The following is a 22,490-nucleotide window of genomic DNA, read 5'->3' on the forward strand; positions in this document are numbered from 1 at the left end:
CCGCTAGCCGCGCCACGACGGGGGCGAGGCGCCCAGCGGGCCAGCGGGCAGGTCCCAGGCCATGGGGGCGCCGGCAACGGTCAGCGGCGCCTGGACGCGCCGCGCCCGGCCCCAGGCGGTCATTTCCGATGGCATGGTGCAGTCGTTGCGGGTTTCGGGAGCGAGCGGCGCGGCGTTGGCGTCCGCCACCCCCTGCACCAGCAGGGCCGCCGTGCGTGCCAGCGATGCCCGGAACTCGCCGCCGCAGCCGGTGCGCACGCGCTCGGTCAGGCCGCGTATCGCCGCGGTGGCGAGCAGATAGCCCGTGGTGTGGTCCAGGGCCTGCACCGGCAGCGGGGTGGGCTTGTCCCGGCCCAGCTTGCGCATGCCGGTATCCGCGATGCCGCAGCTCATCTGCACCAGGCTGTCGAATCCGCGGCGTGTCTTCCAGGGGCCGGTCCATCCGTATGCGTCCAGCGAGACATCGATCAGCCTCGGATTGATGCGGCGCCGCTGTTCGGCGTCGAAACCCAGGGCGGCCAGCGCATCCGAACGGTAGCCATGCACCAGCACGTCGGCGTCGCGCAGCAACTGGCGGAACAAGCGCCGGCCTTCGGTGGAGCGAAGGTCGATGCGGCCGCAGCGTTTGCCCAGCGTCAGCTCGGGGGCGGCGACCGGTTCGTCCCAGGCCGGGGGATCCAGGCGCAGGACCTCGGCGCCGTAGCCCGCCAGGAAGCGCGTGGCCACCGGCCCCGCGATGATGCGGGTCAGGTCCAGCACGCGCACGCCCTGCAGCGGGCGTGCTGGCGTGCCCGTCCAGGCGGGCGCCTCGGCGGCGGATGCCGGCGTGCGCCACAGCAGCGGCTCGAGCGACACGGCGGCGCCCTGTGGGTGGGCCGCCCAGGCCTCCTGGGTACGCATTTGCGCGGCGCAGCCTTTCGCCTCGACGATGGCGTTTTCGAGATCCAGCGCGTTCCATGCCGCCACCGCTTGCGCCACGCTGCCGTGGTTGCCCTGGCAGCCGAGTACGCGCAGGATGGCGTCGCGGTGGTGCGGCGCGTTGGCGTGCAGCCGTATCCAGCCGTCGGCGGTCGCATAGTCGCCGGTGACGGGGTCGCGGGCCGGAGGCAGCTTCCAGCCCACCGGCCGCAGCGACGTGTCGAACCAGAACGAGGCCAGCCGCCGGTCGACCGCGATCGCGGGCAGGTGGCCGTGCCGTTGCCCGATCAGTTCGGCAACGGCCAGCCCCGCCGCGCCGACGGCGGCGGCCGCCAGGTCCGTGACCGGGAAGATGGACGGCAGGCTGCCCGCGCCGAGCCATGCGATGCCGGCGGGAAGCGTGGCGCTTCCCGCCGCGTTCCAGATGGCTTGCAGGTAGCCGTCGCAGACGCCCCCCGCGCCGCCGCCCTGGTCGCGCCGCATGTCACAGCACCTCGGCCGCGTAGTCGGCCAGCCGCGAGCGCTCGCCCCGCTGCAGGGTGACGTGGCCGGAATGCGGCCAGCCCTTGAAGCGGTCCACCACGTAGGTCAGGCCCGAACTGCCCTCGGTCAGGTAGGGCGTGTCGATCTGCGCGATGTTGCCCAGGCAGACCACCTTGGTGCCGGGGCCGGCGCGGGTGATCAGGGTCTTCATCTGCTTGGGCGTCAGGTTCTGCGCCTCGTCGATGATCAGGAACTTGTTCAGGAAAGTGCGGCCGCGCATGAAATTCAGCGATTTGACCTTCACCCGCGAGCGGATGAGATCCATGGTGGCGGCACGCCCCCAGTCCCCGCCATGGCCGCTTTCGCCGTCGCCCATGTTCAGCACGTCCAGGTTGTCTTCCAGCGCGCCCATCCAGGGCAGCATCTTTTCTTCCTCGGTGCCCGGCAGGAAGCCGATGTCCTCGCCCACGGGCACGGTGACCCGGGTCATGATGATCTCGGTGTAGCGCTTGGTCTCCAGCACCTGCGTCAGCCCCGCGGCCAGCGCCAGCAGCGTCTTGCCGGTACCCGCCTGGCCCAGCAGCGAGATGAAGTCGCAGTCCGGGTTCATCAGCAGGTTGAGCGCGAAGTTCTGCTCGCGGTTGCGCGCGGTGATGCCCCAGACGCTGTTCTTGCTGTGGGTGTATTCGCGCAGGGTCTGGAGCACGGCGGTCTTGCCGTTGACTTCCTTGACCTGCGCGTACAGCGGCATGCTGCCTTCGAAATAGACGAACTGGTTGACGGCGAACTGCGCGCACAGCGGCCCGGTGATGCGATAGAAGGTGCTGCCGCCTTGCTGCCAGGACTCCATGCCTTTGCTGTGCTTGTCCCAGAAGTCGTCGGGCAGTTGCAGCACGCCGGTGTAGAGCAGGTCGGAGTCTTCCAGGACCTGGTCGTTGAAGTAGTCCTCGGCCGGCAGCCCCAGGGCGCGCGCCTTGACGCGCATGTTGATGTCCTTGGACACCAGCACGACCTCGCGGTCGGGGTAGCGCTCCTGCAGCGCGCGCACCACGCCCAGGATCTGGTTGTCGGCCTTGCCGGCGGGCAGGCCCGACGGCAGCGAGGCCGACAGCAGGGTCGTCTGCAGGTACAGCCGGCCCATCGCGTCGCGGTTGCCGAGCTTGTCGAGCGGAATGCCGGCTTCCATGTCGCCGATGTCGCTGACCAGTTCGTCCAGCGAGCGGCTGACCTGGCGGGCGTTGCGCGCCACTTCGGACATGCCTTTCTTGTGGTTGTCCAGCTCTTCCAGCGTGATCATCGGCAGGAAGATGTCGTGTTCCTCGAAGCGGAACAGCGAGCTCGGGTCGTGCATCAGCACGTTCGTGTCCAGCACGAACAGCTTGGCGACCTCCGGTCCGGCCGATTTCGCCTTGCGCTTGGGCGTGGGCTTGGCCACGGCCTTGCCGGTGGCGGCGGGAGCCGGCGCGGGCGCGGGCTGCGGCGCACGCGCGACGATGGGCGCCCCGGCCTGCGGCGCGGGCGTCAGCAGGGTGCCTGCCTTGGATCTGGCGCTGGTCTTGCGGGCCGTCTTGGCCGGCGCGGCCTGGATACCTTCCAGCTGAGGCTGGACGTCGGGAATGTTGGTGGAGGAGGGCGGTCGGGGTTCGGCTTCGGCTTCGGTACGTTTGCCGCGGGCTGCGGGGCGCGCTGGTTCACCCGAGGGGAAGGACAGGATTGCTGCGGGCCGGGTGGGCATCTTGGGAAGCGGCATGAGCGCGGATCTCCTCAGTAGGGAAGCTCAACGATACTGCATCCTCCATTGCATATATCGTACGCCTGCCGGCGTACGACACATGCGCAGGAAGAAAGACGGACTCATTCAGGCCAGCCCGCGCACGGCGTCGAGCACGGCGTCGACGTGGCCGGGGACTTTCACGCCGCGCCACTCCTGGCGCAGCTTGCCCTGCGCGTCGATCAGGAAAGTGCTGCGCTCGATGCCGCGCACCTGCTTGCCATACATGTTCTTCATTTTCATGACACCGTACAGCTCGCACAGCGTTTCGTCCGGATCGGCCAGCAGCGGGAACGGGAAGCCCTGCTTTTCCTTGAACTTCTGGTGCGAGGCCAGCGTGTCGCGCGAGACGCCCAGGATCTCGGCGCCGGCGGCCTGGAAGTCGGCGTAGCGGTCGCGGAAGTTCTGGCCCTCGGTCGTGCAGCCGGGCGTGTTGTCGCGCGGATAGAAATACATGACGACGATGCGGCCCTTCAGGTCCTTCAGCGACAGGTCGCCGTCGGTGCCGGGAGCGGTGAAGGCGGGGGCGGCCCGCCCGATGGCAGTGCTCATGCGTGGGACTCCGGGAAATGGTGGGGAAGACGGAAAGGGCGGCGCATCATTCAGGCCGGGATCAGCGCGGCCACGACGCGGCGCCCCTCGGCCATCAGGATGTTGTAGGTGCGTGAAGCCGCCTGGGTGTCCATCATCTCGACGCCCACGCCGGCCTTCAGCAGCGGGCGCAGCAACGAGGGGGACAGGAAGCGCTGGCGGGCGCCGGTGCCGATCAGGACGACCTCGGGCAGGGAGGCCCCGCCCGGCTGCGCCACGCGTTCCATTGCCGTGGCATCGACGTCTTCGAAGGAGGAAACAGGCCAGGCGACGACATCGCCCTCGGGGCCGAACACGACGGCGTGCTCGAAACGGACGCGGTTGACTTCGACGTATCCGTTACCGTAGGCGGTCACGGTATTCAGCGCCGAGGCAGGATCGGAATGCAACTTCAAATGGTCGGCTCCGGAACGGCGGGAGGATAGGCAGACTATACGCCTGCCAGCGGTCGGGACGGATGCGCGAACGCCACAATTTCCGCCCGGCTGTGGTCCGCCCATTATAAATGCCCTCGCTCCCACGGGTTTTCCCTTCCGCTCCCCAGAGTCCGTTACACTGGAGGATTGCCAGCCCCAGCCGTGGCCGGCGATTCCCGCCCCTTGCGCAGCACACTGCCGCATCCCGCCTCCTCCGGTGGCGTCGACGCGGCGGGCCGGAGCGCGCCAAAGCCGGGGCGGGGAAGTTTTCGAAGAACCCTGTATTGCCCGGAAACACAATGGAACCCATCCGAGTAGGCCTCCTGGGCCTGGGCGTCGTAGGCGGCGGCACTTTCAAGGTCCTCGCCCGCAACGCCGAAGAAATCGCCCGCCGCGCCGGCCGCCACATCGTCGCGACCAAGGTATCGGCCCGCGATATCGCCAAGGCCAAGTCCCGCGTCGGCGAAGCCGCCGAAGTCGTCGCCGACCCGTTCCAGATCGTCCGCGATCCCGAGATCGACATCGTGGTCGAGCTGATCGGCGGCGACACCCTGGCCCGCGAACTCGTCCTGGAAGCCATTGCCCACGGCAAGCACGTCGTCACCGCCAACAAGGCCCTGCTGGCCAAGCACGGCAACGAGATCTTCGCCCGTGCCAGCGAACAGGGCGTCATGGTCGCCTTCGAGGCGGCCGTGGCCGGCGGCATCCCCATCATCAAGGCCATCCGCGAAGGCTTGTCGGCCAACCAGATCGACTGGGTGGCCGGCATCATCAACGGCACCACCAACTTCATCCTGACCGAGATGCGGGCCCGCGGCCTGCCGTTTTCGGAGGTGCTGGCCGAGGCGCAGCGCCTGGGCTATGCCGAGGCCGACCCGACCTTCGACATCGAAGGCGTGGACGCCGCGCACAAGCTCACGCTGCTGTCGTCCATCGCGTTCGGCGTGCCGATCCGCTTCGACAAGGCCCACATCGAGGGCATTTCCAGGCTGGCGCAGGAAGACATCCGCTACGCCGAGGAACTGGGCTACCGCATCAAGCTGCTGGGCATCACCAAGGCACGGCCCGAGGGCATCGAGCTGCGCGTGCACCCGACCCTGATCGCCGCCCAGCGCGTGATGGCCAACGTGGAAGGGGCGATGAACGCGGTCATGGTCAAGGGCGACGCCGTGGGCGCGACCCTGTACTACGGCCAGGGCGCGGGCGAAGAACCCACCGCCTCGGCGGTGGTCGCCGACCTGGTGGACGTGACGCGCCTGCACACGGCCGATCCCGAGCACCGGGTGCCGCACCTGGCCTTCCAGCCGGACGCCATCACCGACCGCCCCATGCTGTCGATCGAGGACATCACCACGTCCTACTACCTGCGGCTGGCGGCAACCGACCAGCCGGGCGTGCTGGCCGACATCACGCGCATCCTGGCCGACGCCTCGATCTCCATCGTGTCCATGATCCAGAAACCGCGCGAGGACGCTACCCAGGCGGACATCATCTTCCTGACGCACGAGGCGCTGGAGCGCAACGTCAACGCCGCCATCGCCCGCATCGAGGCACTGCCCACCGTGGTGTCGACGGTCACGCGCCTGCGCATCGAGAACCTCGCCTAGGACGCAGCATGAAATACCTTTCGACCCGCGGCGGCATGGCCCCGCAACCGTTCACCGACGTCCTGCTGGAAGGTCTGGCGCCCGACGGCGGCCTGGCGGTGCCCGAGTCCATTCCGCAGGTCACGCCCGAGCAGCTCCAGGCGTGGCGCTCGCTGTCGTACGCCGACCTGGCGTACGAAGTGCTCAAGCTGTTCATCACCGACATTCCCGAGCAGGACCTGCGCGAATTGACGCGCAAGACCTACCGCCCCGAGGTGTTCGGCGGCGAGGTCATCGTGCCGCTCAAGCCGCTCAAGCAGGGTGTCGCGCTGCTGGGCCTGTCCGAAGGGCCGACCCTGGCCTTCAAGGACATGGCCATGCAGTTCCTGGGCAACCTGTTCGAATACGTGCTGGCGCGCCGCGGCACCACGCTGAACATCCTGGGCGCCACCTCGGGCGACACCGGTTCGGCGGCCGAATACGCGATGCGCGGCAAGAAGGGCGTGGCGGTGTTCATGCTGTCGCCCGCCGGCCGCATGAGCGCCTTCCAGCGCGCGCAGATGTACTCGCTGCAGGATGCCAACATCCACAACCTGGCCGTGCACGGCGTGTTCGACGACTGCCAGGACATCGTCAAGGCGGTCAGCGGCGACCTGGCGTTCAAGACCGCGCATCGCATCGGCGCGGTCAACTCCATCAACTGGGCGCGCATCGCCGCCCAGGTGGTGTACTACTTCCATGGCTGGCGGCTGGCCACCGAAGGCGCGGCCGATCCCATGGCCCAGGTGTCGTTCGCGGTGCCCTCGGGCAACTTCGGCAACATCCTGGCCGGCCACGTCGCCCGCAGCATGGGCCTGCCCATCCGCCGCCTGGTGCTGGCCACCAACGAGAACAACGTGCTGGAAGAATTCTTCCGCACCGGCATCTATCGCCCGCGCGCCTCGAGCGAAACCTACGAGACCTCCAGCCCGTCCATGGACATCTCGAAGGCGTCCAACTTCGAGCGCTTCGTCTACGACCTGCTGGGCCGCGATCCCGCGCGCCTGAAGGCGCTGTGGGACGAACTGGCGGCGCAGGGTTCGTTCGACCTGTCGGCCTACAGGCCGCAGTTCGCGCAGTACGGCTTTGTCTCGGGCACCAGCTCGCATGCCGACCGGCTGGCCACCATCCGCCAGGTCCATGCCGAGACCGGCGTGGTCATCGATCCCCATACCGCCGACGGCGTCAAGGTGGCGCTGCCTTTCGTCGAACCGGGCATACCCATGCTGGTGCTGGAAACCGCGCTGCCGGTGAAGTTCTCGGCCACCATCGAGGAAGCCCTGGGGCAGCCGGCGCCGCGTCCGGCGGGATTCGAGAATATCGAGCAATTGCCGCAGCGCGTGCAGACCGTGAAGGGCGACGTGCAGACCATCAAGGACCTGATCGCCGCCCAGGCCGTCTGACGGCGGTGTCGAGTATGTGCGGCGCGCCGCGGGGCGGGCCGCGAAGGAGTCGAATGTGAAGCCTGGTTCGAACTTGCTTTCCCTGGACGAGGCCCTGGAGATCCTGCTGGCGGTCGAGCCGCTGGGGCGGGCCGCCGAACAGGTCGAGCTGGCGCGGGCCGCGGGCCGTATCCTGGCCGCGGACGTGACGGCATCGATCAACGTGCCGGCCGCCGACAATTCGGCCATGGACGGCTATGCGGTGCGCACGGCCGACGCCGCGATGTTCGGCGCGGGCATCCCGGTGTCGCAGCGCATTCCGGCGGGTTCCGTGCCGCAGCCGCTGGCCGCCGGAACGGCCGCGCGCATCTTCACCGGCGCGGAAATTCCCGAAGGCGCCGATGCCGTCGTGATGCAGGAAGAGGCCGAGGTCCGCGACGATCGCGTGGCGTTCGCCAAGCCGGTCGAAGCGGGCGCCTGGGTGCGCGCCAAGGGCTGCGACATCGAGGCCGGCAGCCGCATCCTGCGGGCCGGAGCACGCCTGCGGGCGCAGGACGTCGGCCTGGCCGCCTCGGTGGGCGTGCCCCGCCTGCCGGTGCAGCCCCGGCTGCGCGTGGCCACGCTGTCCACGGGCGACGAGCTGGTCGCGCCGGGCGAGCCGCTGCCGCCCGGCAAGATCTACAACTCCAACCGTTTTCTGCTGCAAGGCATGCTGGCGGCGCTGCCGGTCGAACATGCCGACCTGGGCGCGGTGCAGGACAGTTTCGAGGCGACGCGCGAGGCCTTGCGCGTCGCTGCCCGCGACAACGATCTGATCATCACCACCGGCGGGGTGTCGGTGGGCGAGGAAGACCACGTCAAGCCGGCGGTCGAGTCGCTGGGGCGGCTGGACATGTGGAGCCTTTCCATCAAACCCGGCAAGCCGCTGGCCTTCGGCCGCCTGCGCCGCGACGACGGTACCGAGGCGGTCTTCATCGGACTGCCCGGCAACCCCGTGTCGAGCTTCCTGACCTTCGGCCTGCTGGTCAAGCCGCTGCTGCTCAAGCTGGCCGGCGCCCACGCCACGCTGCCCTTGCGGACCGCCATGCGCGCCGATTTCGACTGGCCCAAGGCCGACCGCCGGCGCGAATTCCTGCGGGTGCGCCGCAACGAACAGGGCGGGCTCGACCTGTTCCCCAACCAGTTGTCGGCGGTGCTGACGTCGACGGTCTGGGGGGACGGCGTGATCGACAATCCGGGTGGACAGACGATCCGGAAAGGCGATACGGTGTCCTTCATCAGCTATGCCGAACTGCTGGGCTGAGCCATGAACGTCGACATCCTGTATTTCGCTTCGCTGCGCGAAGTCCTGGGCCGGGAAAAGGAAGCGGCCGAATTGCCCGAGACGGTGCGCACCGTGGGCGAACTGCGGCTGTGGCTGGCCGGGCGCGGCGGTGCCTGGGCCGCGGCGCTGGGGCCCGAGCGCGCCGTGCGCGCTGCGCGCAACCACACCATGGTGCAGGCCGCCGAGCCCTTGCAGGCCGGCGACGAGGTGGCGTTCTTCCCACCGGTTACGGGCGGTTGAGATGTCCATCAGCGTCCAGACCTCCGATTTCGATGCCGGCGCGGAAATCGCCGCGCTGCGGGCCGATCCCTCGGTGGGCGCGGTCGTCACCTTCGTTGGCACCGTGCGCGACATCAACGAAGGCGACAGCGTTTCGTCGCTCACGCTCGAGCACTATCCAGGCATGACCGAAAAGGCGCTGGCCGACATCGTCCGGCAGGCCCAGGAGCGCTGGACGCTGCATGCCGTGCGGGTCATTCACCGCGTCGGCACGCTGCGAGCGCTGGACCAGATCGTTTTCGTGGGCGTGGCGGGCCGGCATCGCGGCGCGTGCTTTGCCGCCTGCGAGTTCATCATGGACTACCTGAAGACGCAGGCCCCGTTCTGGAAGAAGGAAGCCACGGGCCAGGGCGACCGCTGGGTCGAGGCGCGCGACGCCGACGACGAGGCGGCCCGGCGTTGGGAAGCTGGCCAGGACTGACCCGTTTCGCGGCTCAGCGCTTGCCGGCCGTGTCGGCCAGCAGGCGACCCGCCTGGAGACCGCTGCGAACGGCGCCTTCCAGCGTGCCCGGATAGCCCGTATCCGTCCAATCCCCGCACAGCGCCAGCCGCGGCCAGGCCGTGGCGTTACCCGGGCGCGCCAGGTCAGGCACGGCGGCAAAGGTCGCGCGCTTGTCGATCAGCAGTTCCCAGTGTTCCACCGGCGGCAGGCCGCTTGCGCCCGTGCCCGCCAATTGTTCCCGCAATTGTTCGAGCAGGCCCGCCGCACAGGCGGCACGGTCCTGCCCCTCGAAGGCCGATGCCGCGCTGACCACTACCGCGAGTTCTCCGTGGGGCGCATCGTGGCCGAGCAGGGCGCCTCGATCGAACACCCACTGTCCCAGATGGCCGCGCGCGGGGTCTTCCGCCAGCATCAGCATCGGAAAAGCTAGCCGGAACGGCGCCGCGAGCCGCACCGTCAGCGTGGCGATGGGCAGGTGGCGAAAGGCGCGCAGCGCCCGCTGCACGGTGGCCATCTCCGGGTGCGGCGGCAACAGGCGTGCCGCGATGCCCGGCGGGACCGCCAGCACGGCCGCCGCATAGGGTTCGCCATCGACGCGGACCTGTTCGTCCTCCACGGCCAGTTCCCGGACCGCATGGCCCGGCCGCAGGTCGTGGCGGGCCGCGGCCGCGCGCGGCCACAGGCTGGACAGGTCGCAGCGCGGCAGCAACAGGTCGCTGTGGCGGCGCGGCGCATCCAGGCTGTCGCGCAGCACGGCGGCGAACAGGCGGGCGCAAGCCTGTTCCGGAGGGGTATTGAGCGCAGCCAGGCACAGCGGGCGCCATAGCCGGATGATGGCTTCCTCGGGCTGGTTCCAGGTAGCGAGCAGGCGCGCCACCGTGGGCGAGCCGCCTGTCTGCCCGGGCGTCGTGCTTTGGCCGGCCGCCAGCCACTGCTGGCGGCGCAGGCCCAGCACGAAGCGCAGCGCCGCCCAGCGCGCGCCGACGCTCAGGCCGCGTGCGCCCAGCAGGGCGGCCGCGCCGTGCAGCGGCGAGGGCAGTCCAGGGGCGCGCAGGGCGAAGCGCCCGTCGGCCGAGGCCAGCCGCAGCGGAGCGCGCAGCAGCAGTCTGTCGGGGGCCTGGCCGAGTTCGCGCATCAGCGCGAGGGTGTCGGTGTAGGCGCCCAGCAGCAGGTGCTGGCCATTGTCCAGCGGCGCGGCGAACGCGGTATCGCCGGCGCGGGAAGCGACGGTGCGTGCGCGGCCGCCCACCTCGCGGGCCGCCTCGTACACGGTGACCGCATAGCCGTGGCCTGCCAGGACATGCGCGGCCGCCAGGCCCGCCCACCCCGCGCCGACCACCGCCGCGCGCGGCGCGCCGTTCAGCGCCCGATCTGGAGCCACAGGGTCCGGCCGCCGGTTACGTAGGTCTTCCACGCCAGCCAGAACTTGCGCAGCGGCGTCAGAGAAATACGCTGGTGCAGCACCTGGTAGTCGGAGCGTTCGATTTCATCCAGCAGCGCGTAGTAGATGGCGGCCATCATCAGGCCGGGGCGCTGCGGGCGGCGGTCCTCGGTCGGCAGCAGCGCCAGCGCCTCGCGGTAGGCGCGCCGGGCCCGTTCGCACTGGAAGCGCATCAGGGCCGAGAAGTTGTCCGAATAGCGGCCGTTCAGGATGTCGGCCGCCTTGACGTCGAACTGCTGCAATTCGTTGACCGGCAGGTAGATGCGGCCCTTGCGGGCATCGTCGCCGACGTCGCGGATGATGTTGGTGAGCTGGAACGCCAGGCCCAGGCGATCGGCATAGGCCAGCGTCTGTGCGTCGGCGTAGCCGAAGATGCCCGCCGACAGCTCGCCCACGACGCCGGCCGCGCGGCGGCAGTAGCGCTGTAGCGCGGGATAGTCCAGGTAGCGCGTCTGGTCCAGGTCCATCTCCATGCCGTCCACGATCTCCAGCAGGCGGTCCCGCGTGATGCCGCAGGCGACCAGGTGGGGAGCGAGGGCCTGGGTGACTGGGTGCTCGGGCTTGCCGTCGAACAGGCGCTCGATCTCGGTCCGCCACCAGGCCAGCTTCAGGCGCGCGACCGAGGCGTCGCTCGCTTCGTCCACCGTGTCGTCCAACTGGCGGCACAGCGCGTACAGCGCGGTGATGGCGCGCCGGCGCTCGGGCGGCAGGAACAGGAAGCTGTAGTAGAAACTGGAGCCGCTCTGCGCGGCCTTCTCCTGGCAGTACTGGTCAGGCGTCATGATGGGGGAGGGGATGGGGGCATGGCCTGTGGCATGCGCAGCGCGCGCCAGGCAAGCGTCAGCCACTCGGTTTTCTTCAGTATCGGGCGGGCCCGGAAGACGTCGTACCCGCCGGTTTCGATGCGTTCCAGGATGCGCAGTCCGCCTTGGACGACCAGGCGCAGTTCCCAGCCGATGCGGCCCGGCAGGGCCCGCGTCAGCGGTGCCCCGGAGTGTAACAGCGCCCGGGCCCGCCCGACCTCGAAGGCCATCAGCGCGCGCCACGCCGGCGAGCAGTTGCCCGCCGCGATGTCGGCCTCGGCCACGCCGTGGCGCGCGAGGTCCTCCTGGGGAATATAGACTCGCTGCTTGCCCCAGTCCACGGCCACGTCCTGCCAGAAGTTGGTCAGTTGCAGCCCGGTGCAGATCGCGTCCGACCAGGCCAGGTTGCGCGGCGTGGCGGCGTCGTACAGGTGCAGCATCAGTTCGCCCACGGGATCGGCCGAGCCGTGGCAGTAGTCCCGCAAGGCCGCAAAATCCGCGTAGCGCTTGACGGTCACGTCCTGGGCGAAGGCCGACAGCAGGCGCCGGAAGGGGGCGAGCGGCAGGCGGTGCCGGGCGACGGTGGCGGCCAGCGGGACGAAGATCGCGGCCAGTTCGTCCGGCGCGGCCGCTTGCGCCCGCGGGGCATGCTCGATCCAGTCCAGCCCGGCACCGAAGCGCGCCAGCGCGGCCAGGCGTTCCTGGTCGGAGGCGTTCCCCTCGTCGGCGACGTCGTCGGCGGCGCGCGCGTAGCGGTAGATGTCCAGCACCGCCGTCCGCAGGCGCGGGGGCAGCAGCAGCGAAGCGACGGGGAAGTTTTCGTAGTGACCGGCGGACATGGCAAGACCTCGGAATTCCGGGGCCGATGATACCGGTTCGCCGCGACGGCGGCGTGGACAGGGATGTCCTGCGCGTCGCGCGCTCAAGGGCTACACTTTCCCTTTGCCATCCCGGCGCGCCGCGCCGGTCCTCTTTTGCGCCATGCCCCGTCCCATCTCCGCCCGCATTTCACGCCACGCGCTTTCCCACAACCTGGATGTCGTCCGCCGCCGGCTCGATGCCGCGCGCGGCCAAGACGGCCCGGCCAGGATCTGGGCCGTCATCAAGGCCAACGCCTATGGTCATGGCATCGAACGCGCCGTGGCCGGATTCGCGCGGGCCGATGGCCTGGCCATGCTGGACCTTGCCGAGGCCGTGCGCTGCCGCGAAGCCGGGTGGACCGGGCCCATCCTGCTCCTGGAAGGAATCTTCGAGGCCGCCGACCTGGACGCCGTCGGCCAGTACGGCCTGACTACGGCGGTGCACCATCCGGACCAGCTGGCTCTGCTGCGCCAGGCCCGGCTGCCGCGCGCCGTGGACGTCTTCCTCAAGCTCAACAGCGGCATGAACCGCCTGGGCTTCAGCCCGGACGCCTACGCCGGCGCGCATGCCGGGCTGGCGGCCCTGCAGGCGGCCGGCAGGCTGGGCCAGGTCGGCCACATGACCCATTTCTCCACGGCCGATACGGACGAGGGCATCGCCGCCCAGCTGGAGGTGTTCCGCCGGGCCACGGCGGGCCTGCCGGGGCCGGTCAGCCTCTGCAACTCGGCGGCCAGCCTGCGCTATCCGGAAGTGGCGGGCGATTGGGCGCGGCCCGGCATCGCGCTCTACGGCGCCACCCCCTTCGCCGACGAAAGCGCGGCCTCGCTGGGGCTCCTGCCGGCCATGGCGCTGAAGTCGCGGATCATCGGCACCCAGGCGCTCCGGGCCGGCGATGCCGTCGGCTACGGCGGCATGTACCGGGCCGAGGGCCCGATGCGCGTGGGGGTGGTGGCGTGCGGCTATGCCGACGGCTATCCGCGCCATGCCCCCACCGGCACGCCGGTGGTCGTGGCCGGGGTGCGCACCCGGCTGCTGGGGCGCGTCTCCATGGACATGCTGGCGGTCGACCTGGAGCCGGTGCCGCAGGCGCAGGCCGGCGCGCCGGTCACGCTGTGGGGCGATGAGGGATTGTCGGTGGACGACGTGGCCACGGCCGCCGGCACCATTGGCTACGAGCTGCTGTGTGCGGTCGCTCCGCGCGTGCCCATGCATTTCGAGGAGTGACCATGGCCAAGGCCAAGACCGTCTACGTCTGTACCGAGTGCGGCGGCACCGCGCCCAAATGGCAGGGCAAGTGCCCCCATTGCGGCGGCTGGAACACGCTGGAGGAAACCGTTGCGGCGGCCAGCACCGGCGCCGCGGCCGGGCACCGCTACGCGCCGCTGGCGGGCAGCACGCCGGTGCGCAAGCTGGCCGAGATCGAGGCGCGCGAGATGCCGCGCTTTCCCACCGGCATCGACGAATTCGACCGCGTGCTGGGCGGTGGCATGGTGGCCGGCGCGGTGGTGCTGATCGGCGGCGACCCAGGCATAGGCAAGTCGACGCTGCTGCTCCAGGCGCTGGCCTCGCTGTCGGCCAGCCGCCGGGTCCTGTACGTGACGGGCGAGGAGTCCGGCGACCAGGTCGCGCTGCGGGCGCGCCGGCTGGGGCTGGACACCGGCAACGTCGACCTGCTGGCCGAGATCCGCCTGGAAGCCATCCAGGCGGCGCTGGCGGAAACCACGCCGGAAGTGGCCGTGGTCGACTCCATCCAGACGCTGTATTCCGATCAGCTCAACTCGGCGCCCGGCTCGGTGGCCCAGGTGCGCGAGTGCGCGGCCCAGCTTACCCGCACGGCCAAGCAGACGGGCGTGACCATCGTCATGATCGGCCACGTGACCAAGGAAGGCGCGCTGGCGGGGCCTCGCGTGCTCGAGCACATCGTCGACACCGTGCTGTATTTCGAGGGCGACACCCATTCGTCCTTCCGGCTGGTGCGCGCATTCAAGAACCGTTTCGGCGCGGTCAACGAACTGGGCGTCTTCGCGATGACCGACCGCGGCCTGAAAGGGGTCGCCAATCCGTCCGCGCTGTTCCTGTCCCAGCACCAGCAGCAGGTGTCCGGCTCGTGCGTCATGGTCACGCAGGAAGGTACCCGGCCGCTGCTGGTCGAGATCCAGGCGCTGGTGGACTCGGCCAACGCGCCCAACCCGCGCCGCCTGTCGGTGGGGCTGGAGGGCAACCGGCTGGCCATGCTGCTGGCGGTGCTGCACCGGCACGCGGGCACGGCGGCCTTCGACCAGGACGTCTTCGTCAACGCCGTGGGCGGTGTCCGCATCACGGAACCCGCGGCCGATCTGCCGGTGCTGCTGGCCATCGTCTCCTCCATGCGCAACCGGCCCCTGCCGCGCGGCCTGGTGGCCTTCGGGGAAGTCGGCCTGGCCGGCGAAATCCGCCCGGCGCCGCGCGGCCAGGAGCGCCTGCGCGAGGCGGCCAAGCTGGGCTTCAGCGTGGCGCTGATTCCCAAGGCCAACGCCCCGCGCCAGCCCATCGAGGGCATGGAGGTCTGGGCCGTGGACCGGCTGGACGAGGCGCTGGACCGGCTGCGAGGCTAGGGCCTGTTCCCGCTGCCGGGTGGTATAACCTTCTATCCCCCTGCGCAACGTAGGGGGATTGAAACCGTTCGAATCGACCTCACATCCAAAGTATCCGGGCTCGGCGCCCCCACTTATTGGCGTGAAAAACAATGCGAATCGACCGACTCACCACCAAGTTCCAGCAGGCCCTGGCCGACGCCCAGAGCCTGGCTGCGCGCAACGACAACCCCTATATCGAACCCCTGCACGTCCTGGCGGCGCTGCTGGCCGACGCCGAGAGCGGCGCGGGCAGCCTGCTGGCCCGCGCCGGCGTGGCCGTCAGCAAGCTGACCCCCGAGGTCAACGCCGCCATCGGCCGCCTGTCGCAGGTCCAGGGCAGCGACGCCAACGTGCAGATCAGCCGCGATCTCCAGTCCTTGTTCAACAAGGTCGACAAGGAAGCGGCCAATCGCGGCGACACCTACATCGCCAGCGAGCTCTTCCTTCTGGCCCTGGCCGACGACAAGGGCGAGGCCGGCCGCCTGCTGCGCGAGGCCGGCCTGCAGCGCAAGGCGCTGGCGACCGCCATCGACGCCGTGCGCGGCGGCGCGCCGGTCGATTCGCAGGAAGGCGAAAGCAACCGCGAGTCCCTGAAGAAATACACCCTGGATCTGACCGAACGGGCCCGCCAGGGCAAGCTCGACCCGGTAATCGGCCGCGACGACGAGATCCGCCGCACGATCCAGATCCTGCAGCGCCGCACCAAGAACAACCCCGTGCTGATCGGCGAGCCCGGCGTGGGCAAGACGGCCATCGTCGAGGGCCTGGCCCAGCGCATCGTCAACGACGAGGTGCCCGAGTCCCTGAAGGGCAAGCGGGTGCTGTCGCTCGACATGGCGGGCCTGTTGGCCGGCGCCAAGTTCCGCGGCGAATTCGAGGAACGCCTGAAGGCCGTGCTGAAGGAGCTCGCGCAGGACGAGGGCCAGAACATCGTCTTCATCGACGAACTCCACACCATGGTCGGCGCCGGCAAGGCCGAGGGCGCCATGGATGCGGGCAACATGCTCAAGCCTGCGCTGGCGCGCGGCGAACTGCATTGCATAGGCGCGACCACGCTGGACGAGTACCGCAAGTACATCGAGAAGGACGCCGCGCTCGAGCGTCGCTTCCAGAAAGTGCTGGTGGGCGAACCGTCCGTGGAAGCCACCATCGCCATCCTGCGCGGCCTGCAGGAGCGCTATGAATTGCACCATGGCGTGGACATCACCGACCCGGCCATCGTCGCCGCGGCCGAGCTGTCCAACCGCTACATCACCGACCGCTTCCTGCCGGACAAGGCCATCGACCTCATCGACGAAGCCGCCGCGCGCATCCGCATGGAAATCGACTCCAAGCCGGAGGTCATGGACAAGCTCGACCGCCGCATGATCCAGCTCAAGATCGAGCGCGAGGCGGTCAAGAAGGAAACCGACGAGGCTTCCCAGCGCCGCCTGCAACTGCTCGAGGAAGAACTGGGCAAGCTCGAGCGCGAGTACAACGACTACGAGGAAGTCTGGAAGGCCGAGAAGGCCGCCGTCCAGGGCGCCCAGTCGATCAAGGAAGAGATCGAGAAGGTGCGCGCCGAGATGGGCGAGCTGCAGCGCAAGGGCCAGTTCGACAAGCTGGCCGAGCTGCAGTACGGCAAGCTGCCGGAGCTGGAGGCTCGCCTGAAGTCGGCGGAAGGCAACGAGAAGGCGGCCGAGGCGGAAAAACCCAAGCTGCTGCGCACGCAAGTGGGTGCCGAGGAAATCGCCGAGGTCGTCTCGCGCGCGACGGGCATCCCCGTCTCCAAGATGCTGCAGGGCGAACGCTCCAAGCTGCTACACATGGAAGAGAAGCTGCACGAGCGCGTGATCGGCCAGGACGAGGCCGTGCGGCTGGTGTCCGATGCCATCCGCCGTTCGCGTGCCGGCCTGTCCGATCCGCAGCGGCCCTATGGCTCGTTCCTGTTCCTGGGCCCGACCGGCGTGGGCAAGACCGAATTGACCAAGGCGCTGGCCGGGTTCCTGTTCGATGCCGACGACCACATGGTGCGCATCGACATGAGCGAGTTCATGGAGAAGCACTCGGTGGCCCGCCTGATCGGCGCGCCGCCGGGATACGTCGGCTATGAAGAGGGCGGCTACCTGACCGAGGCCGTGCGGCGCAAGCCGTACAGCGTGATCCTGCTCGACGAGGTCGAGAAGGCCCACCCGGACGTCTTCAACGTGCTGCTGCAGGTGCTGGACGACGGGCGGCTGACCGATGGACAGGGGCGCACGGTCGACTTCCGCAACACGGTCATCGTCATGACGTCCAACCTGGCGTCGCAACAGATCCAGGCCATGGCCGGACAGCAGTACGACGTGATCAAGGCCGTAGTGTGGGACGAGATCAAGCAGCACTTCCGTCCGGAGTTCCTGAACCGGATCGACGAGGTCGTGGTGTTCCACGGGCTGGATGCCAAGCACATCGAGTCCATCGCGCGGGTGCAACTGCAGCGCCTGGGCGAGCGGCTGGCGAAGATGGACATGCGGCTGGAGGTCTCGGACGAGGCCATCGCCCAGATCGCGCGTGCCGGTTTCGACCCTGTGTTCGGCGCGCGGCCGTTGAAGCGCGCGATCCAGCAGGAGATCGAGAACCCGGTGGCCAAGCTGATCCTGGAGGGCCGCTTCGGTCCCAAGGACGTGGTGCCCGTGGACTGGAGCGAAGGCCGCTTCGTCTTTACCCGCACCTTGCAGTAATCGCTTTACCCCGAGCGCCCCGCACCGGTTCGCCGGTGCGGCGCCCTGACATGCGGATACTTGATTTGCTATAGTTCTTGCTTCGAAGAAAGAAGCAAAAAACGCGGGAATAGCTCAGTTGGTAGAGCGCAACCTTGCCAAGGTTGAGGTCGCGAGTTCGAGACTCGTTTCCCGCTCCAGAATACTTGCCGGGGGGATGCCAGCTATCTCCCGGCGCCTGGCGTCATGTGCTGTGCTTCGCCAGCGGCAGCCACAACGAGAATGTCGTTCCCCGCGGCACGGTTTGCCAGTCGCAATGCGCCCCCAGCACCGATGCCCGGTTGCGCACATTGACCAGGCCCCGGCGGCCGGGCGGCTGGGCTTCGGGCGGGGGCGGCGAAAAAGGCTGTCCGTTGTCGCTCACGCGGACCTGGACGCCACGTTGACCCGTGCCGTTCGGTGCCAGCGCTTCGGCGGTCGCCATGGTGATCTCGGTGGCATCGCCGTGCTTGACGATGTTGGTCAATACTTCCTGCAGGATCCGCAGCACGTGCAAGGCGCTTTGCGCATCCAGCCACGGAAGGAGCGGCAGGTCGTTCATTTGCCAGCGCAACGCGATCCCCGCGCCGGCCAGGCGGGGACCCAGGCGAAAGCGCAGTGCGCCGAGCAGCGTCAGCAGGTCGGCATCGGAACTCTCCAGCGAGTCGATGGCGATCTTCAAGTCATCGATGCATTCCTTGAGCACCTGGGCGATGTTGACCGGTTCCCGGCCAAGCTCCACCAGGCGCAGCGCGCTCATCAACGACGACCCCACGCCGTCGTGCATCTCGCTCATCAGGCGCTGGCGCTCGGCCAGCAGCGTCTGCTCCCGTTCGGCGGTACGCAGGCGCTCGTGGGTCTGTACCAGTTCGCGCGCTTGCTCGGCCAGGCGCTCGGCCAGCATGGCGCGGGCGTGCGCGGCCAGATCCAGGGCGTGGGTATAGTGCGTGAACGCGAGCAGGAGGAACAGGGTAAGCAAGCCCAGGTTGACGTAGGGGGTCAGGTAAATGCCTTCGACGTCCAGGAGGTAGTTCTGCATGGCCATGTCATGCCAGCCCATCAGCAGCGACAGAGGCCCCCACGCCGCGACCAGGATATTGGTGCGGCTGCGCTGGTGCCAGGCATTGGCCGCCGCCGCGTAGATCTGTGCCAGTACCGGCGGCAGGATCGCAAAACGCTGTAGTGGCACCACGCCCGGATATTCGGTCCACCACGAAGGCAGCGTGACCAGCGCCGCAACGATCCAATACAGAACCAGGGCACGGCCCAGGCGCGGCCGTGGGCGGTGTTGCACCAGCCCCAGGAAGTGGAATCCGCAAACCGGAACGATCAGCATCGCGACCAGCGTCATCCACGAGAACCAGGCAAAGTCCATGCTTACGCCCTGGTCGTTCACCAGGAACAGCAGGCCGCCCACCGCCTGGCCCAGTGCCATGCAGAAGAACAGCGCAAAGGGCCTTGGGTCGCTGGAGGCTTCCCGCTCATCGCCGTGCCGCGGCCGGTGGGCGCGCAGCCATGCGGCCAGCCCCAGCGCGAACAGCCCCAGCACCAGGAAGGAGCCACGCCAGTAGGCCGGCAGTCCGGTCTGCAGGAAAGAACGCCAACGCCAAGCGGGCAACAACCCGGCCGCCGGACCGACCCAGACGGAAGACAGCGCGCCACCCACATTCTGCTGGCTGGCCATGCGCACGTACACCCATGCCTCTTGCCCGGGCTGCAACAGGCCATCCAGGTCTATCCAGAGCGGATGGTTGAAGTTGTTCCATGCCCGGTCGCCGCGCGACTGCCAGGCCAGCCGTCCGTTCACATAGACCGCCAGCGTCCCCGTCGCCTGCCAGCGTGGGGCATACAGCCGCATGTCCGGCCCGCTGGCTCCGGCGGAGGGAATGCGCATGCGATACCACACCACCTCGGCACGGTCCGCCGCCGGGGTGGCCCGTGGCAGCAGTACCCGCTTCCTGGCATGCGGCAAGGCGACTGTCTGCCAGGAGGCGTCGGTGGTTTTCAAGGCTGCATCGGCATCGTCCAGGTCGTCCAGGGAAGAGGGCTGCGTCCAGGCCGTGCTGGCGGATGACCAGATCTGCGCCTGGGTGATGTGGAGCGTCGCGGACCCGGCGCGGGCGACCGCGCAGGCGGCGATCAGAAGCAAGGCGGCCAGCAGCCGGCAGGCAAGTGCCTGGCGCCATGCGGTGGCCCGTGCTTCAGTCCGCACTCAGCCACCCCTGCCGCGTGCCCTCGCGGACCGCCTCGGCACGCGAATTCACCTGCAGTTTGGTGTAGATGCGCCGCACGAACGTCTGCACGGTATGCGGCGATACTCCCAGCGCGCCGGCTACTTCCTCGACCGTGTAGCCGCGAGCGATCAGGCGCAGGACCTCGGATTCGCGCGCCGACAGCGGTGTCGCGGCCAGGGGCGCGGGCGCGGCCGCCGGCGGCGTGGAACGCTGCATCAGGAGTTTCCTGGCGACCATGGGATTGATCGGGCTGCCGCCCGCATGCAGGCTGTGGATTTCTTCCACCAGTTCCTCGGCGCTCAAGTCCTTGAGTACATAGCCCATGGCCCCCGCCTCGATGGCGCGCAATACATGCGTCTCGTCGCCGAAGATGGTGCTGACCATGACCGCGCAATCGGGCCAGCGCCCGCGCGCGGCCGCGATCAGGTCCAGGCCCGAGCCGTCCGGCAGGCCCAGGTCCACCAGCAATACGTCTATCGGCTCGTCCGGCAGGCGCGCCAAGGCTGTGCGCAGATTGGCCGCCGCCCACGCCATGCGCAGCCGCGGAGCGGCTTCCACGGCATGCGCCAGCGCGTGCAGGCAGGCGGCATCGTCTTCCACCATCGCGACGTTGATGAGGTCCTCCGGCGTGGTGGGTGTTTCGCTGCGGGGAGGGAGATTTCTGGGGGGCATGACGTCGGCGGCAGGCGGCGCGGGTTCAGGTGATGCGGCTGGATAGCGGGCGCAGCGGAAGATTTTGCCCGCAAGCCCGCTGTCCCGTCATGTCAACAGATCTTGGGACATACAGCCGTTTACAAATTTCTTAAGCTGCGGATCTTCCGGCATTTTCGGCGTTCTGGCCATGCGCATGTCTCCACGTTCTTCGTTATCCCATGCCTGGCTGGCCGCGCTGCTAGGCTTGCCCGCGCTTCACGCCGGCGCCCAGACGCCACCCGATGCGGGCAGCCTGTTGCGCGAAATGGAGCGCAATCTGCGGGCGCCGAGCGGGTCGTCCGCGCCGCAGGCCGTGCCCGCGGCCCGACCCATGCCGGAGGATGCCAAGTCTACCCGCATTACCGTGCGGCGCATCGTGCTCGAAGGCGCGAGCCTCGTGCCGGAAAGCGAACTGCAGGCCCTTGTCGCTCCGCTGGCCGGCCAGTCCCTGACCTTCGCGCAACTCGAACATGCGGCTCAGCGCATCGCGGAGGACTATCGCCGGCGCGGCTGGTATGCGCGCGTCTACCTGCCCCAGCAGGACGTGACCGACGGCACCGTGCGCATCCGCGTGCTGGAGGGCAGGTATGGCGGGGCCAATGTGGATGCAGGGGAGCGCCGCGCCAATGCGGCCAGCGTGCAGTCCACCGTTACCCACCGCCTGCGGCCCGGCCGGCCGCTGTCGGCCGCCGATCTGGAGCGCGGCCTGCTGCTGGCCAACGATCTTCCCGGTGTCCATGCCGAGGGGGTCCTGCAGCCAGGCGATGACCAGGGAGAAACCCGGCTGGCGCTGGCGGTGCAGGATACGGCCTTCGTGACGGGCGACGCGGGCGTGAACAACTACGGTCTCAAGTCCACGGGGGTGCCCCAGGCGGTGGGCGGCGTGGCGCTCAACAACCTGACCGGCGGCGGCGACCAACTGGCCCTGCGCCTGCTGGCGGCCCGCGACATCCACAGCGCCGTCGCGCGCTACAGCCTGCCTCTGGGCCACGACGGCCTGCGTCTGTCCCTCCAGGCCTCCACGCTGGACTACGAACTGGGCGGCGATTACCGGTCGCTCGAGGCCAAGGGCAAGGCCCATACCGGCGGCTTCACGTTCAGCTATCCGTTGATCCGCCAGGTCGACCGCAACCTCACGCTCAGCGCCGGCTATGAGCACCGCCGCTACGACGACGACATGCTGGGAGAGGCGCTGCACCGCCAACGCGTCAACGCCATCACGCTGGGGCTGGGCGGCGATGTGCGCGATGGCCTGGGCGGCGGCGCCGTCAACTGGGGCGCTGCCCAACTGACCCAGGGCAACCTGAACCTGGACGGTGTCGCCGGCGATGCGGCCCAGGATGCCGTCAGCGCCCGCAGCAGTGGCCGCTACACCAAGCTTGCCTGGAACATGACCCGGCTGCAAAACCTGGGCGCGGGCTGGCAGGTGCAGCTCAGCTTCAGCGGCCAGCTCGCCAGCGGCAACCTGGCAAGCTCCGAACGCATGACGCTGGGCGGTCCCTCGCAGGTGCGCGCCTATCCCGTCAACGAGGCCAGCGGCGACCAGGGCATGCTCCTCAAGCTCGAACTGCAGCGCGAACTGGGATACGGCTGGCAGGCCGTCGCTTTCTACGATACCGGCCGCATCCAGCAACACAAATCGGCCTGGGACGGCTGGAATGCCTCCAGCGGCCAGCCCAACCGCTACAGCCTGAGCGGCGCGGGCCTGGGCCTGAACTGGCGTGCCCGGCAGTGGGTGATGAGCGCCAGCGTCGCCGTTCCCGTGGGGCACAACCGGGGGGCCAGCGCAAACGGCCGCAACAGCGACGGCAGCCGGGCCAGCAGCGCGCGCGGGTGGGTCAGCCTGGCGTGGCTGTTCTAAGAACGTATTCACATCCCTAGAGACGAAAGAG

General features: G+C 69.1%; 18 protein-coding genes and 1 tRNA gene. 10 read left to right on the plus strand and 9 right to left on the minus strand.

Annotated elements, in window-relative coordinates; translation table 11 throughout:
- Positions 1-3: 3 nt before the first annotated feature.
- The 4 genes from WKR98_RS14935 to WKR98_RS14950 form a co-directional block, all read right to left on the minus strand.
- Positions 4-1,401 carry a CoA transferase gene (locus WKR98_RS14935; RefSeq protein ID WP_124689812.1) on the minus strand — a complete coding sequence of 466 codons (1,398 nt, stop codon included), beginning with the start codon at positions 1,399-1,401 and terminating at the stop codon, positions 4-6.
- 1 nt (position 1,402) lies between these two features.
- Positions 1,403-3,151, minus strand: a complete 1,749-nt coding sequence (locus WKR98_RS14940) for a PhoH family protein (protein WP_124689811.1) — start codon at positions 3,149-3,151, stop codon at positions 1,403-1,405.
- 108 nt (positions 3,152-3,259) lie between these two features.
- Positions 3,260-3,724, minus strand: coding sequence for a peroxiredoxin (locus tag WKR98_RS14945; protein WP_124689810.1), 465 nt, complete (start codon positions 3,722-3,724; stop codon positions 3,260-3,262).
- 50 nt (positions 3,725-3,774) lie between these two features.
- Complete coding sequence (locus WKR98_RS14950; protein WP_124689809.1) at positions 3,775-4,158, minus strand: Mth938-like domain-containing protein; 384 nt, start codon at positions 4,156-4,158, stop codon at positions 3,775-3,777.
- A gap of 320 nt (positions 4,159-4,478) precedes the next feature.
- On the opposite strand from WKR98_RS14950, the gene WKR98_RS14955 reads away from it, so the two are divergent.
- The 5 genes from WKR98_RS14955 to moaE are packed head-to-tail and all read left to right on the plus strand — an operon-like array spanning position 4,479 to position 9,210.
- The gene (locus WKR98_RS14955) at positions 4,479-5,786 is read left to right on the plus strand and encodes a homoserine dehydrogenase (RefSeq protein WP_124689808.1); all 1,308 of its coding nucleotides are present in this window, start codon (positions 4,479-4,481) and stop codon (positions 5,784-5,786) included.
- 8 nt (positions 5,787-5,794) lie between these two features.
- A complete protein-coding gene (thrC, locus tag WKR98_RS14960; protein ID WP_124689807.1) occupies positions 5,795-7,207 on the plus strand; it encodes a threonine synthase in 1,413 nt (470 codons plus the stop codon).
- A 55-nt stretch (positions 7,208-7,262) separates the two neighbouring features.
- Complete coding sequence (locus WKR98_RS14965) at positions 7,263-8,489, plus strand: molybdopterin molybdotransferase MoeA (RefSeq protein WP_238160004.1); 1,227 nt, start codon at positions 7,263-7,265, stop codon at positions 8,487-8,489.
- 3 nt (positions 8,490-8,492) lie between these two features.
- A complete protein-coding gene (gene moaD / locus WKR98_RS14970) occupies positions 8,493-8,750 on the plus strand; it encodes a molybdopterin converting factor subunit 1 (RefSeq protein WP_124689806.1) in 258 nt (85 codons plus the stop codon).
- A 1-nt stretch (position 8,751) separates the two neighbouring features.
- Positions 8,752-9,210 carry a molybdopterin synthase catalytic subunit MoaE gene (gene moaE, locus WKR98_RS14975; RefSeq protein ID WP_124689805.1) on the plus strand — a complete coding sequence of 153 codons (459 nt, stop codon included), beginning with the start codon at positions 8,752-8,754 and terminating at the stop codon, positions 9,208-9,210.
- A gap of 13 nt (positions 9,211-9,223) precedes the next feature.
- Here moaE and hpnE read toward each other — a convergent pair whose 3' ends face one another.
- The 3 genes from hpnE to hpnC are packed head-to-tail and all read right to left on the minus strand — an operon-like array spanning position 9,224 to position 12,314.
- On the minus strand, positions 9,224-10,612 hold the full coding sequence (gene hpnE, locus WKR98_RS14980; protein WP_238160002.1) for a hydroxysqualene dehydroxylase HpnE: 1,389 nt from the start codon (positions 10,610-10,612) through the stop codon (positions 9,224-9,226).
- Entirely contained in the window at positions 10,591-11,454 is an 864-nt protein-coding gene (gene hpnD, locus WKR98_RS14985; RefSeq protein WP_124692376.1) for a presqualene diphosphate synthase HpnD, read from the minus strand. The genes hpnE and hpnD overlap by 22 nt, the downstream gene beginning before the upstream one ends.
- Positions 11,451-12,314: a squalene synthase HpnC gene (gene hpnC / locus WKR98_RS14990; RefSeq protein WP_124689804.1), complete on the minus strand. Its 864-nt coding sequence runs from the start codon at positions 12,312-12,314 to the stop codon at positions 11,451-11,453. The genes hpnD and hpnC overlap by 4 nt, the downstream gene beginning before the upstream one ends.
- A 142-nt stretch (positions 12,315-12,456) precedes the next feature.
- On the opposite strand from hpnC, the gene alr reads away from it, so the two are divergent.
- The 4 genes from alr (at position 12,457) to WKR98_RS15010 (ending at position 17,832) form a co-directional block, all read left to right on the plus strand.
- The gene (gene alr / locus WKR98_RS14995) at positions 12,457-13,560 is read left to right on the plus strand and encodes an alanine racemase (RefSeq protein ID WP_124689803.1); all 1,104 of its coding nucleotides are present in this window, start codon (positions 12,457-12,459) and stop codon (positions 13,558-13,560) included.
- A 2-nt stretch (positions 13,561-13,562) separates the two neighbouring features.
- On the plus strand, positions 13,563-14,930 hold the full coding sequence (radA, locus tag WKR98_RS15000) for a DNA repair protein RadA (protein WP_124689802.1): 1,368 nt from the start codon (positions 13,563-13,565) through the stop codon (positions 14,928-14,930).
- 131 nt (positions 14,931-15,061) lie between these two features.
- Positions 15,062-17,653, plus strand: a complete 2,592-nt coding sequence (gene clpB, locus WKR98_RS15005) for an ATP-dependent chaperone ClpB (RefSeq protein ID WP_124689801.1) — start codon at positions 15,062-15,064, stop codon at positions 17,651-17,653.
- A gap of 103 nt (positions 17,654-17,756) precedes the next feature.
- Positions 17,757-17,832 (plus strand) — tRNA-Gly (locus WKR98_RS15010).
- A 44-nt stretch (positions 17,833-17,876) separates the two neighbouring features.
- On the opposite strand, the gene WKR98_RS15015 is transcribed toward WKR98_RS15010, so the two are convergent.
- A complete protein-coding gene (locus tag WKR98_RS15015; protein WP_238160000.1) occupies positions 17,877-19,883 on the minus strand; it encodes a sensor histidine kinase in 2,007 nt (668 codons plus the stop codon).
- A complete protein-coding gene (locus WKR98_RS15020; protein ID WP_124689800.1) occupies positions 19,873-20,577 on the minus strand; it encodes a response regulator transcription factor in 705 nt (234 codons plus the stop codon). Before WKR98_RS15020 ends, WKR98_RS15015 begins: the two co-directional genes overlap by 11 nt.
- 175 nt (positions 20,578-20,752) lie before the next feature.
- Here WKR98_RS15020 and WKR98_RS15025 point away from each other — a divergent pair, with 175 nt between their 5' ends.
- Positions 20,753-22,459 carry a ShlB/FhaC/HecB family hemolysin secretion/activation protein gene (locus WKR98_RS15025; RefSeq protein ID WP_161567827.1) on the plus strand — a complete coding sequence of 569 codons (1,707 nt, stop codon included), beginning with the start codon at positions 20,753-20,755 and terminating at the stop codon, positions 22,457-22,459.
- The last annotated feature ends 31 nt before the right edge of the window (positions 22,460-22,490 follow it).

The sequence above is a fragment of the Pigmentiphaga sp. YJ18 genome, assembly GCF_038066655.1.
Taxonomy (GTDB): Bacteria; Pseudomonadota; Gammaproteobacteria; order Burkholderiales; family Burkholderiaceae_B; genus Pigmentiphaga.